Origin of the sequence: Gordonia sp. (in: high G+C Gram-positive bacteria) (assembly GCF_020438995.1) — a bacterium.
Lineage (GTDB): Bacteria > Actinomycetota > Actinomycetes > Mycobacteriales > Mycobacteriaceae > Gordonia.
The window spans coordinates 1-12,907 of the sequence record NZ_JAGQTN010000226.1 but is presented as its reverse complement, the minus strand read 5'-3'; the positions used below and the strand labels follow the sequence as shown (position 1 = coordinate 12,907).

Here is a 12,907-nt window from a genome sequence, read left to right as displayed (position 1 = left end):
TGCTCGACCGGCTGATGCGTGGGACCGTCCTCGCCGAGACCGATCGAGTCATGTGTCCACACGTAGATCGGAGCGATCTCCATCAGGGCCGCCAGACGCACGGCGGGCCGCATGTAGTCGGCGAACTGCAGGAAGGTGCCGCCGTAGGCGCGGGTCGGTCCGTGCAGGACGATGCCGGACAGGATCGAGCCCATCGCATGCTCGCGGATACCGAAGTGCAGGGTGCGGCCGTACGGGTCGGCGGTCCACGTGGACGTCGAGATCGACGCCGGGCCGAACGACTTGGCACCGTCGATGGTGGTGTTGTTGGAGCCGGCGAGGTCGGCCGAGCCGCCCCACAGTTCCGGCAGCACCGGACCGAGAGCCGAGAGCACCTTCCCGGACGCCGAACGGGTGGCGACGGCCTTGTCGCCGGGCTCCCAGGAGGGGAGGGCGTCGGTCCAGCCGTCGGGCAGTGTGCCGGCCTCCAGACGGTCGAACAGCGACTTGGCCTCGGTGTTGGCCGCGGCCCACGCGTCGAAACCGGTGGCCCATTCGGCCTTGGCCGCGCTGCCACGGGCGAGCAGGCCGCGGGTATGGCCGATGACCTCGTCGGAGACCTCGAACGACTTCTCGGGATCGAAACCGAGGATGGTCTTGGTGGCGGCGATCTCGTCGGCGCCGAGTGCCGATCCGTGCGAGGCACCGGTGTTCATCTTGGTGGGGGCGGGGAAGGCGATCACGGTGCGCAGGCAGATGATCGACGGTTTGTCGGTGACGGCCTTGGCCGCCTCGATGGCCGCCTCGATACCGGCGACGTTCTCACCGCCGTCGACGGTCTGCACGTGCCAGCCATAGGCCTCGTACCGCTTGGCCACATCCTCGGACAGAGCGATGTCGGTGTCGTCCTCGATGGAGATCTGGTTCTGGTCGTAGAAGACGATGAGGTTGCCGAGTTGCTGGGTACCGGCCAGCGAACTCGCCTCGGAGGTGACACCCTCCTCGATGTCGCCGTCGGAGGCGATGACGTAGATGAAGTGGTCGAACGGGCTGGTCCCGGCGGGGGCCTGCGGATCGAACAGACCACGCTCGTAACGCGAGGCCATGCTCATGCCCACCGCCGACGCCAGACCCTGGCCCAGTGGCCCGGTGGTGATCTCCACGCCCTTGGTGTGCCGGTATTCGGGATGACCGGGGGTCAGCGAATCCCAGGTGCGCAGTGCCTCCAGATCCGGCAGTTCGAGTCCGAAACCGCCGAGGTACAGCTGGACGTACAGGGTCAGGCTCGAATGCCCGCAGGACAGAACGAAACGATCCCGGCCCACCCATTGCGGGTCAGCGGGATCGTGGCGCATCGTGCGCTGGAACAGCGTGTATGCCAGCGGGGCCAGGCTCATCGCGGTGCCCGGGTGCCCGCTGCCGCATTTCTGCACCGCATCGGCGGCCAGCAGCCGGGCGGTATCGACGGCCCGGGTGTCGACGTCGGTCCAGTCGGCCGGGTACTCGGCGACCGTCAGCGCACGGATCTCGTCGGTGATAACGGCGGGACTGTTAGAGGTGCTGGCCACGATGTGGTGTCTCCTGTGGTGAGTGGGGCTGCGACGGCACTGGACGAGAACGGCTACGAAATACGACTACGACGAACCACTGGGTGATGGTCACTGCAGTCCAGCCTAAACGTCTGGTCGTATGAGGGTTCGGCCACGTGGACCAACAGGACTCAGGTTCCGCCGCCGATGTGACCAATTCCTCTAGAGCGGGATGGGACATCGACCGGGGAACCCGGCGGTTCGAGTCGCCGGTGACCGAGGCGATTCCGTGATCGTGAGGCGAACCGTCTACCATTCCCTGTAGTAGTCAGCCGAGTGGTTGCCGGGCGCGACATCGGTGTCCGTCGGCAGACGAGGAGTGCCAGTGAGGATTGGGGAACATGTGAGCGGATCGTCCTCCGCCGCCCCCCGAGAGACCTCGGTACCGCAGGGTTCGGGCAAGCAGTCTGTGCCGCGACGAGTGCGCGACACCGTGCTCGCCTATGTCGCACTCACCAAACCTCGCGTGATCGAGCTGCTGCTGGTGGCGACGATCCCGGTCATGCTGCAGGCGGACCGCGGCGAGGTCGACCTTCCCTTGATCGCTTTCACCCTGATCGGCGGCTGGCTGGGTGCGGGCAGCGCCAACACCCTCAACATGGTCGCCGACGCGGACATCGATCAGAAGATGAAACGCACCGCACGCCGACCGATCGCCCGGCACGCGGTCTCGACACGGGCCGCACTCATCTTCGGCATCGTGCTGGGTATCGCGTCGTTCATCGTGTTGTGGACGGCCGCCAACCTGCTCAGTTCACTGCTCGTGCTGGCGACGATCGCCTTCTACGTCGGTGTCTACACCATGATCCTCAAACGCCGGACCTGGCAGAACGTGGTGTGGGGAGGCGCGGCCGGGTGCATGCCGACGCTGGTCGGCTGGGCCGCGGTCACCGGCTCGCTCAGCTGGGAACCGATCGTGTTGTTCCTGGTCATCTTCTTCTGGACACCGCCGCACACCTGGGCGCTGGCCATGCGCTACAAGGAGGATTACAAGGCGGCTGGGGTGCCGATGCTGCCTGTCATCGCGACCGAGGAACGCGTCACCCGGCAGATGCTCTTCTACACCTGGGCCACCGTCGTCACCTCACTGGTGCTGATCCCGGCGACCAGCTGGATCTACCTGGCGATATCCGTGCTCGGTGGCGGCTGGTTCCTGAGCCGCGTGCACAAGCTGTACAGCGAAACCCGGGCGGGCGCCGAGGTCGCGCCGCTCAAGGTATTCCTGCAGTCCAACGAGTACCTGGCCATCCTGTTCTGCGGTCTGGCCATCGATGCCGTCGTCAACATGAAGACGATCGCCGACTTCTTCTGAGTCTTCCCGGGACCGCGATCAGGGAATCAGAACGGTGCTCCCTGTCGTCATCCGTGCCTCCAGGTCGCGATGTGCTTCGGCGGCGCCGGAGAGCGCGTAGCGTTGCCCCACGCGCACCCGGACATTGCCCTCGGCGATGGTCCCGAACAGTTCGCCCGCGCGCCAGGCCAACTCGTCAGGGTCTGCGATGAAGTGGGCCAGCGTCGGGCGTGTCACCGACAGCGACCCCAGGCCGTTGAGGCGTTGTAGGTCGAACGGCGGTACCGGTCCGCTTGCCGCCCCGTACAGCACCACCGTGCCCCGGACCGCAGTCGAGGCCAGGGACTGTTCGAAGGTGTCGGCACCGACGCCGTCGTAGACCACCGTCACCCCCTCACCTGCGGTGAGGTCGCGTACCTCCGCGGCCAGGTCGTCGCCGTACCGCAGCACATGGTCGGCACCGGCCTCGCGAGACAGCGACTCCTTCTCGTCGGAGGAGACGGTGGTGATGACCCGCAGGCCGCGGAGCTTGGCGAGCTGGGTGAGAATCAGCCCGACACCACCGGCGCCGGCGTGCACCAGCACGGTGTCGCCTTCGCGTGGATGTGCGCTGCCGTCGAGGAGGTAGTGCGCGGTGAGGCCGCGCAGCATCGACGATCCGGCGATGTCGTCGGGTACGTCGTCGGGAAGCCTGACGGTGCGTTCGGCCGGTACGGCGACAAGCTCTGCGTAGCCGCCGACCGCGTTCACCGTCGCGACCCGCTCACCCAAGCCGAGGCCGGTCACGTCCGGACCGGCGGCAACCACGGTGCCGGCGATCTCCGATCCCGGAATGTACGGCGGCACGGAGGGATACATGCCCCGGCGTAGGTAGGTGTCGATGAAGTTCACACCTGCAGCTCCCGTGCGGACCAGTACCTCGCCGAGGGCGGGTGTCGGGTCGTCGACTGTGGTCAGGGACAGAACTTCCGGACCACCGTGGGTCGTGACCTGTATCGCACGCATGCCACTGTTGTACACGGTCCGCACCCGGCGGCCGGTATGCTGACCGGCATGACTGACGCGCCCTCGACCGATACCGAAGCCCTCCAGCAGAACACCCCGACGGTGACCGCACCCAAGGAAGTTCTCGCGGCTGTCCGTGGTTTCGTGGCGCGCGAGGGCGGTTCGGCCAAGGCCGTGCTGCAGCCGATCGGTGCGGCCGGAGTACGGGTGACCCTGGTCGGGGAGTCCGGCGGGGTACTCGGTGACCGCGTGGTGAACGACCTGGCCACGGCCAAGGCCGTCATCGATGTCGTCGACGGGCTGGAGGAGGCGCCCGAGTGGGATCGTGAGCTGATCTCGACGGTCACCCCACAGAAGGGCCACTACGCGAAGATGGCTGGTTGGGTCGCCAACCAGAAGCGCTTCCCCAAGGCCCGCAACACCAAGATCGTCAATCCCACCTACCGCGACCCCGGCCTGGGCTGACGGACCGGCCTGGCCGCGCCCGGTGGGGCGGCAGCTGTCGCCGGATTCTGGAGCTCTGACCCAGGTCGGGTCAGAGCTCGGTCTCGTGACTGCCGCGGCTGAATGAGATGACGAGCCAGGTCGCCCCGGTGACGAGCAACGCGCTGCCGGTCATATGCGCGATCACCAGCGCGATCGGCAGGTCGGTGGCGTACTGGATGGCCCCGATGAGCCCCTGTGACAGCAGCAGGCCGAGGAACACCAGGGTGGTACGGAACTGCCGCAGGCGCGCGGCGCGGGTACCGATCACCAGTGCGATGGCGGCGCCGAGCAGGATGAACACGGCATCGGCGTGCAACTGGGTGGCATTCGCCGGGTCCAGGCCGTTGCGTGGTGCGTCCTCGTCGCCGGCGTGCGGTCCGGAGCCTGTGACCACCGTACCCAGATAGGTTGCCGCCCAGGTCATCGCGTAGACGAACCAGGACAGATCACGGCCCAGCCGGGTCGGAAGGCCGGGGGAGACGTCGGACTGTTCGTGGGGGTGCCGCAGCCGGTACACCAGCCACGTCGCGCCGGAGACCAAGGCCATCGACAACAGGAAATGCAGCGCCACCACCCACGGGTTGAGGTCGGTGAGCACGGTGATGCCCCCGATGACTCCCTGGAAGGGGATGCCGAGGGCGAGCAGCACCGACAGCCGGCGGTCGAAGCGGACGATCGGACGCCGTCGCCAGATTGCGATCACGGTGGCGATGGCGATCACTGTCAGCACCCAGGTGAGCATCCGGTTGCCGAACTCGATCACGCCGTGAATACCCAACTCGGCGTGCGGGACCACCGATTCGGCGGTGCACCGCGGCCACGTCGGGCAGCCGAGTCCCGACTTGGTCAGCCGCACCGCGCCACCGGTGGCCACGATCCCGATATTGGATACGAGTAGTGCGATGGCCCAGCCGGTCACGAACCGGTCGGTCGGGCGGGCGAAGCCGGGGATCCGGTCGAGGAAGGACGGTTTTCGGTCGGGCATACCTTCCGGGACGGCACCCGTGGAAGGGGAGTTGTGCGTTGTGACAGAACTCATTCGAACTTGAACCACCTCACGGCCAGGGCGCCGGCGACCCCCGCCCAGAGCAGCAACACGCCGATGCCGAATACGTCGAAACTCCCGGCCGTCGCCTGACTGAGAGCTTCGGTCAGCGCACCCGACGGAACGCAGCGGGCTGCCCAGCGAACCGCGTCGGGGACGCCGGAGTCGATGATGGTCAGGCTTGCGATCCCGATCAGGACGAACCACAGGAGGTTTGCCAGCGCCAGCACGATCTCGGCTTTGAGCGTGCCGCCGAGCAACAGGCCGAGCGCGGCGAACGTCACGGTGCCCAGCGCGATGATCACCGCCCCCAGGGCGAGTCCGGCGATCTCCGGGCGCCAGCCGAGGGCGAGTCCGATGGCGCCCAGGATCACCGCCTGCAATGCCACGACCACCGCGACGGCGATGGACTTGCCCGCGATGATGCCCCAGCGCGGAATCGGTGTGGCGCCGAGCCTTTTCAGGGCGCCGTACCGGCGGTCGAAACCCACCGCGATGGCCTGGCCGGTGAACGCCGTGGACATGATCGCAACCGTCATGATGGCCGGGACCATCACATCGGCACGTTCGCCGACCGTCGCGCCGAGTCCGGTGTCGACAGGCAGCAGGGACAGCCCGATCAGCACGGTTATCGGAATGAACATGGTCAGCAGCAGTTGCTCGCCGTTGCGCAGCAGCAGCTTGAGTTCGAGCCGGGACTGGGCGGCGAGGATCGTGGTGATCGGTGCGGGCCGTGGCGCGGGCGAGAAGGCCCCGGCCGGAAATCTGTTGGCGGCCTGTGTCCGACCCGATGCATGAGTGCTCATCCCCGCAGATCCTTCCCGGTCAGTCCGAGGAAAACGTCTTCGAGGCTCCGGCTTTCGACGCGCAGATCGGTGACCAGCACGTTGATCCTCGCGCACCACGCGGTGACCGTGGCCAGCACCTGCGGGGTCATCGGGCCGACAACGAGGTAGCTACCCGGCGAAGGCTCGGAACTGGCATACCCCTCGGGCAGGGCAACGTCGAGCGGGCTCAGGTCCAGCCCCCGGGGCGCGGTGAAGCGCAGTTCGTTCTCGGCGCCCCTACGGGTCAGGTCGGCGGGGGTGCCCTCGGCGACCTTACGTCCGTGGTCGATGATCACCACCCGATCCGCGAGTTCCTCGGCCTCATCCATCATGTGGGTGGTCAGAAGTACCGACACGCCGTCGGCGCGGAGCCGGTCGATCAGCTCCCACACCATGATTCGCGCGTGCGCATCCAGGCCCGCGGTCGGTTCGTCGAGAAATACGAGTTCAGGACGCCCGACGATGGCGCAGCCGAGCGCAAGGCGTTGCTGCTGCCCGCCCGACAACCGCCGTACCGACGTACGGGCCGCCTCGCGCAGTCCGAGGACGTCGAGCAGCCACTGCGGATCGATCGGGTCGCGGTAGTACGAGGCGCACAGGCGCACCATCTCCTCGGCGCGGGCGCCGGTGTAGGCACCACCGCCTTGCAGCATCACCCCGATCCGGGACCGCAGGGCGTCGCTGTCGGAGATAGGGTCGAGACCGAGTACGCGGACCTGGCCCTCGTCAGGGGTCCGGAAGCCTTCGCAGATCTCCACAGTGGTGGTCTTTCCCGCGCCGTTGGGGCCGAGCAGAGCCAGCACCGAGCCGTGCGGGACCGTGAGATCGAGACCGTCGACAGCCGCTGTCGATCCCCAGCGCTTGACCAGTCCGGTGACGCTCAAGGCATGCTCCCCGGCGGGACTCGTCGGTTCCGATGGCCGGTGATCTGCCGTTCGATCGCCGGTGGTGGCGCCCGAGGGGGCGGTCGTGGAACGCACGGCAGTCAGCCTATTCCTCGTGGCGCGTCCGGGACAAAAGGCGGCCCGGCCGCGATGGTCCGGAGCGAGCGAAACGTCGGGGGATGCCGACGTTCTCGAAGAAGATCGCGGTGAGAACACCGACGACGATCACACCGGCCAGCACACCCGAGGCGATGAAGACCGCACCCGTGTTCGCGCCGGTCGGCAATGCCACCACCGCGATCAGGGCACTGATGAGGATGGTCAGCAACCGGAACCACGGTCGGGTGGCCCAGGCGGCCAGCGGGATCACCGCCCACAGCAGGTACCACGGTTGCACGAAGGGGAAGAACGCGATGAACGTGGCCATGGACACGCCGAGCGCGCCGAGTGGATGGATCCGGCCGCTGAGGGTGGCCAGCATCCAGCGGATGATGAAAAGACCGGCCACGACCTGCGCCAGCGGCCGGGCGGTGTCGAGAATGGTCTGCGTGTGGTCACCGAGTCCGAGTGATTGTCCTACGCCGCCGGTGACCACCGACACCGCGGTGGGCAGCGACATCCACGACCGCACCACTCCGCCGGTCGTTACGGTGTGGATCCAGCCGAAACCGAGACCGGTGATCAGGCCGATCACCGCCATCACCGCCACGAGCACGGCGGTGTGGAAGGCCGCCGACAATGAGAGCGCGATCACCGACCGGCGTGATCTGTGCCACCACTGCCCGATGGGCGCGTGCCGGAGCGCGGGCAGGGTGGCGCCCCAGCGCTGGGCCAGTGCCAGGCCGACGAAGCCCATCGCGAGCAACGATGTGATCTTCACCATGGATGAGGCGGCGATGAGCGCACCACCGGCGATCAGCAACCACCCGGCCTGACTCGGCAGCCACGCGCCGGGCCGCCGTAATCGCCGGGCGCCGTAGATGGCCCGGAAGCTGACTTCCATGCCTACGAGCATCAGCCCGAGCATCAGTGCCTCGTTGTGGATGCCGCCGACCAGGTGGATGATAACCAGCGGATTCATGGCGCCGAGCCAGATGGCCGCGACACTGGACACCCCGCACCTGCGCGCCAGCCGCGGCAGAGCCCACACGATGAGCGCGATACCGAGCAACGCGACCAGTCGGTGCAGAAACACCGCCGCGGTGATGTTGTTGCCGGTGATCGCGGTGATGCCTTCACCGATCCACAGGAAGAACGGGCCGTACGGTGCAGGTGTGTCCCGCCACAGATTGGGTACCGACCTGGTGAGTACGTGATCGACCCCCAGCCCTCTCAGCGGGCTGACGACGTAGGGGTCCATGCCGCGATGGGCGATTGCGCTCTGCGCCAGGTAGGAATAGACGTCCTTGCTGATGATCGGGGGCGCCACCGCCAGAGGGATGCTCCACAGCAGCAGAGTCCTGTCGGCCTGCTTGCGGGTCATACGACGCGCGGGACTGCGCCCGGCCAGTACTTCGACGCTGAGGCGGCCGACCGCGAATCGCCCGATCAGCAGCCACGCCAGCACGAGCATGATGGTGCCGGCGACGGTGAGCGTCAGTGATGTACTCCACATCCGCGACGGGAGTGACAGCACGCGGGTACCGGCGACAGGATTTTGCAGCACCGGGATCTGACCGGTGCCCAGCGATCCGATGAGCAACAGGATCGATCCGGTGGCACCGAAGATCTTGATGCGGCCCAGCAGAAGATTTTCCCGTGCGTTGAGCGGCCCGACCTCGCGTTCGTCGTCGTGGAGCCTGGCGAGCGTCTTGCCGTAGTCGCCGATGGTATCGGCATCGGGTTGCGCTCGTTCGCGGCGCAGACCCAGGTAAGCCGCGACGCGGCGCCCGGCCCGTGGCCTGGGCGGCGTCTGCTCCGGGGGATGCGTCGCGTGCACAGCGAGAACTCTAGTGGGCTTTGCGGTCGACAACCTGGACCGGTCGGGTAAGGCCACCCTTGCTGGCAGTCGGGAATCAATTACGACACACTTGTGTTGTGAAATCCGTGGGCGAGACGACCGAAGTACCGGTGAAGGACGCCCGTCGACGCCGCAACCGCAGGTCGGGACGTTCCGGAGAAGACTTGAACGACCTGGCCGCACCAACCGTGCACGACGGGCAGACCCGTGCTGCCGTGGTGTCACTGCTCGTCGAGGACGGACCGCTGACCGCCGGTGAGATCGCCGATCGGCTCGGTATCAGCGCGGCGGGGGTGCGCAGACACCTGGACGCGCTGGCGGCCGCGGGGGATGTCGAGGCGTCGTCGTCGGGATACGGTCAGCGCGGCCGCGGCCGTCCCGCCAAATGGTTCCAGTTGACCCCGACTGGCCGCGGGAAGCTGCGCCACGCGTACGACGATCTGGCCGGTGCCGCGTTGCGGGCACTGCGCAATGTCGGCGGGCAGCAGGCGGTCGAGGACTTCGCCCGTGATCGGATCACGCGCATCGTCGCCGATGTGGTGCCCGCGGAGAGCGGATCGGTGGCGGGAACGGTGGAGGGCATCGCCGACGCGCTCACCAGCGCTGGGTTCTCCGCCAACACCCGGCAGGTCGGCAACGGCATCCAGATCTGCCAGCATCATTGCCCGGTCGCGCATGTCGCCGAAGACTTTCCCGAGCTGTGCGAGGCCGAAACCGCGGTGTTCACCGAGTTGCTCGGCACACATGTTCAGCGTTTGGCGACCATCGCCAACGGTGACTGCGCCTGCACCACGCACGTACCGCTGATCGCCCTCGGAACGGTCGGTGCCTCCGGATCGACCGCCGACCCGCCCCGACGACCAGGATCATCAGCGACATTCTCTGCCGAGCGAAAGACCGCACAGCCCGCGGCCGCTCACCACCCGTCACCTCGAAAGGCAACGTCATGACAGTCACCGATCCCGCACCGACGGGGATGACGCAGGAAGAGACCATCGCCTCGCTGGGTACTTACGGCTACGGCTGGTCCGACTCAGACGCCGCGGGCGCCGCGGCGCAGCGTGGACTCTCCGACGCGATCGTCGCCGACATCTCCGGCAAGAAGAACGAGCCCGCATGGATGCTCGAAGCGCGCCTGAAGGCGCTGCGGATCTTCGACCGCAAGCCGATGCCGCACTGGGGCGCCGGACTCGACGACATCGATTTCGACAACATCAAGTACTTCGTGCGCTCCACCGAGAAGCAGGCCACCACCTGGGACGAACTGCCCGCGGACATCAAGAACACCTACGACAAGCTGGGCATCCCCGAGGCCGAGAAGCAGCGTCTGGTCGCCGGTGTGGCCGCGCAGTACGAGTCCGAGGTGGTCTACCACCAGATCCGCGAGGACCTCGAGCAGCAGGGCGTCATCTTCCTCGACACCGATTCGGGTCTGCGTGAGCATCCCGAACTGTTCCGCGAGTACTTCGGTTCGGTGATCCCGGCCGGTGACAACAAGTTCTCCGCGCTCAACACCGCGGTGTGGTCGGGTGGTTCGTTCATCTACGTGCCGCCGGGCGTGCATGTCGACATCCCGCTGCAGGCCTACTTCCGTATCAACACCGAGAACATGGGCCAGTTCGAGCGCACGCTGATCATCGTCGACGAGGGCGCCTACGTGCACTACGTCGAGGGTTGCACCGCCCCGATCTACAAGACCGATTCGCTGCATTCGGCCGTCGTGGAGATCATCGTCAAGAAGGGCGGCCGGTGCCGCTACACCACCATCCAGAACTGGTCGAACAACGTCTACAACCTGGTCACCAAGCGGGCCAAGGCCGAGGCGGGCGCCACCATGGAGTGGATCGACGGCAACATCGGCTCCAAGGTCACCATGAAGTACCCGGCCGTCTGGCTGACCGGTGAGCATGCCAAGGGCGAGGTGCTCTCGGTGGCGTTCGCCGGTGAGGGACAGCATCAGGACACCGGTTCCAAGATGGTGCACCTGGCCCCGCACACCTCGAGCAACATCGTGTCCAAGTCGGTGGCGCGCGGCGGTGGCCGGGCCTCCTACCGCGGTCTGATCAAGATCAACAGCGGCGCCTACGGCAGCCGATCGACGGTCAAGTGCGACGCGCTGCTCGTCGACACGATCTCGCGCAGCGACACCTACCCGTATGTCGACATCCGCGAGGACGACGTCACGATGGGCCACGAGGCCACGGTGTCCAAGGTCAGCGACGATCAGCTGTTCTATCTGATGAGCCGCGGCCTCACCGAGGACGAGGCGATGGCCATGGTGGTGCGCGGCTTCGTCGAGCCCATCGCCAAGGAACTGCCGATGGAATACGCCCTCGAACTCAATCGACTCATCGAACTGCAGATGGAAGGAGCCGTCGGCTGATGGCAGACCCCACGCTTCCGCGCGCCGAGGCGCCCGGCACCATTGCCGCCCAGGTCAACAAGGGACAACAGTTCACCTCGTTCGACGTGAACGCCTTCGAGATCCCCAACCAGCGTGAAGAGGTGTGGCGGTTCACCCCGTTCCGCCGCCTGCGGGGCCTGCACGATGGCACCGCCGTACGCACCGCCGACCCGTCGATCGTCGTCGACGGCGTGACCGACGGGGTGACAGTGGAGACCGTCGGCCGCGACGATCAGCGTCTGGCCGAGGGTGGTGCGCCGTTCGACAGGGTTGCCGCGCAAGCGTTCTCCTCGTTCACCGACGCCACCGTCATCACCGTGGCCAAGGAGACCGAGCTCGCCGAACCGGTCTTCGTCAAGGTCGACGGACCCGGCGCCGGTGAGGTCGGTTTCGGCCACATCCAGATCCGGCTGGAGGCGTTCGCCCGTGCTGTGATCGTCCTCGACCAGCAGGGCAGCGGGACGTATGCCGAGAATGTCCAGTTCGTCGTCGGCGATCACGCCCACCTCACCGTGGTGAACGTGCACGACTGGGCCGATGACGCCGTGCACGTGGCCGCCCACCACATCGGTGTCGGCCGCGACGCGATCGTCCGGCATTTCGCGGTCAGCCTCGGCGGCAATCTGGTCCGGCTCTCGCCCCTGGTGCGCTACCACGCACCCGGCGGCGACGTCGAACTGTGGGGCCTGTACTTCGCCGACGCCGGCCAGCACCTCGAGCAGCGTCTGCTCGTCGATCACAGCCAGCCCCACTGCCGTTCCAACGTGGTGTACAAGGGTGCGCTGCAGAGTGACGGTTCCGGCGACCGGTTGCGGGAAGCGCATACGGTGTGGATCGGTGACGTGCTGATCCGCCCCGAGGCCGAGGGCACCGACACCTTCGAGCTCAACCGGAACCTGGTGCTGACCGACGGTGCCCGTGCGGACTCGGTGCCCAACCTGGAGATCGAGACCGGCGAGATCGTCGGTGCCGGACACGCCAGCGCCACCGGACGTTTCGACGACGAGCAACTGTTCTACCTGCAGTCACGCGGCATCAGCGAGGCCGAGGCACGGCGTCTGGTGATTCTCGGTTTCTTCGGGGAGATCATCCTCAAGATCGGTGTCCAGGAGATCCGTCAGCGCCTGGCCGACGCGATCGAGGAAGAACTCAAACTCGTCGTCCTGTGACGGAACCGCTTACAGCCCAAGCATTCTCGTTCAAATAGCACCGTCGTTCTCATATCTTTAGTCAAGGATCAATTGTGACCACTCTGGAAATCCGGGATCTGCACGTCAACGTCAAGCAGTCCGACGCCGACGCCGAACCCATCAGCATCCTCAAGGGCGTCGACCTGACCGTCGCCTCCGGTGAGACCCACGCCATCATGGGGCCCAACGGCTCCGGCAAGTCGACGCTGTCATACGCCATCGCCGGCCACCCCAAGTACGAGGTCAC

Annotated in this window: 12 protein-coding genes; 6 read left to right on the top strand and 6 right to left on the bottom strand. The window is 66.8% G+C overall.

The window, feature by feature from the left end; translation table 11 throughout:
• On the bottom strand, window positions 1-1,547 hold a 1,547-nt coding region (locus KDB67_RS16175; RefSeq protein ID WP_291017674.1), incomplete at its 3' end, for a transketolase.
• 346 nt (window positions 1,548-1,893) lie between these two features.
• Between KDB67_RS16175 and KDB67_RS16170 the strand changes: the two genes are divergently transcribed.
• Window positions 1,894-2,880, top strand: coding sequence for a heme o synthase (locus tag KDB67_RS16170; protein ID WP_291017671.1), 987 nt, complete (start codon window positions 1,894-1,896; stop codon window positions 2,878-2,880).
• An 18-nt stretch (window positions 2,881-2,898) separates the two neighbouring features.
• Here KDB67_RS16170 and KDB67_RS16165 read toward each other — a convergent pair whose 3' ends face one another.
• Entirely contained in the window at window positions 2,899-3,864 is a 966-nt protein-coding gene (locus tag KDB67_RS16165; RefSeq protein WP_291017669.1) for a quinone oxidoreductase, read from the bottom strand.
• A gap of 48 nt (window positions 3,865-3,912) precedes the next feature.
• Here KDB67_RS16165 and KDB67_RS16160 point away from each other — a divergent pair, with 48 nt between their 5' ends.
• Complete coding sequence (locus KDB67_RS16160; RefSeq protein WP_291017667.1) at window positions 3,913-4,329, top strand: hypothetical protein; 417 nt, start codon at window positions 3,913-3,915, stop codon at window positions 4,327-4,329.
• A gap of 70 nt (window positions 4,330-4,399) precedes the next feature.
• Here KDB67_RS16160 and KDB67_RS16155 read toward each other — a convergent pair whose 3' ends face one another.
• The 4 genes from KDB67_RS16155 to mptB all read right to left on the bottom strand — a co-directional run bounded on the left by KDB67_RS16155 (window position 4,400) and on the right by mptB (window position 8,976).
• Window positions 4,400-5,335, bottom strand: coding sequence for a COX15/CtaA family protein (locus KDB67_RS16155; protein ID WP_291017682.1), 936 nt, complete (start codon window positions 5,333-5,335; stop codon window positions 4,400-4,402).
• Window positions 5,336-5,385: 50 nt separating this feature from the next.
• Window positions 5,386-6,201 carry an ABC transporter permease gene (locus tag KDB67_RS16150; protein WP_291017664.1) on the bottom strand — a complete coding sequence of 272 codons (816 nt, stop codon included), beginning with the start codon at window positions 6,199-6,201 and terminating at the stop codon, window positions 5,386-5,388.
• Complete coding sequence (locus tag KDB67_RS16145; protein WP_291017661.1) at window positions 6,198-7,106, bottom strand: ABC transporter ATP-binding protein; 909 nt, start codon at window positions 7,104-7,106, stop codon at window positions 6,198-6,200. Before KDB67_RS16145 ends, KDB67_RS16150 begins: the two co-directional genes overlap by 4 nt.
• A 106-nt stretch (window positions 7,107-7,212) precedes the next feature.
• Window positions 7,213-8,976 carry a polyprenol phosphomannose-dependent alpha 1,6 mannosyltransferase MptB gene (gene mptB, locus KDB67_RS16140; RefSeq protein WP_291017680.1) on the bottom strand — a complete coding sequence of 588 codons (1,764 nt, stop codon included), beginning with the start codon at window positions 8,974-8,976 and terminating at the stop codon, window positions 7,213-7,215.
• Window positions 8,977-9,230: 254 nt separating this feature from the next.
• Here mptB and KDB67_RS16135 point away from each other — a divergent pair, with 254 nt between their 5' ends.
• From KDB67_RS16135 to KDB67_RS16120, 4 genes are all read left to right on the top strand, one after another.
• Window positions 9,231-10,016 (top strand): transcriptional regulator, encoded by a 786-nt coding sequence (locus KDB67_RS16135; protein WP_291017677.1) that lies wholly within the window; start codon window positions 9,231-9,233, stop codon window positions 10,014-10,016.
• Window positions 10,013-11,449, top strand: coding sequence for a Fe-S cluster assembly protein SufB (gene sufB / locus KDB67_RS16130; RefSeq protein ID WP_291017658.1), 1,437 nt, complete (start codon window positions 10,013-10,015; stop codon window positions 11,447-11,449). Before KDB67_RS16135 ends, sufB begins: the two co-directional genes overlap by 4 nt.
• On the top strand, window positions 11,449-12,639 hold the full coding sequence (gene sufD / locus KDB67_RS16125) for a Fe-S cluster assembly protein SufD (protein ID WP_291017655.1): 1,191 nt from the start codon (window positions 11,449-11,451) through the stop codon (window positions 12,637-12,639). Before sufB ends, sufD begins: the two co-directional genes overlap by 1 nt.
• Before the next feature lie 74 nt (window positions 12,640-12,713).
• Window positions 12,714-12,907 (top strand): ATP-binding cassette domain-containing protein (locus KDB67_RS16120; RefSeq protein WP_291017652.1); only part of this gene is annotated, 194 nt, incomplete at its 3' end.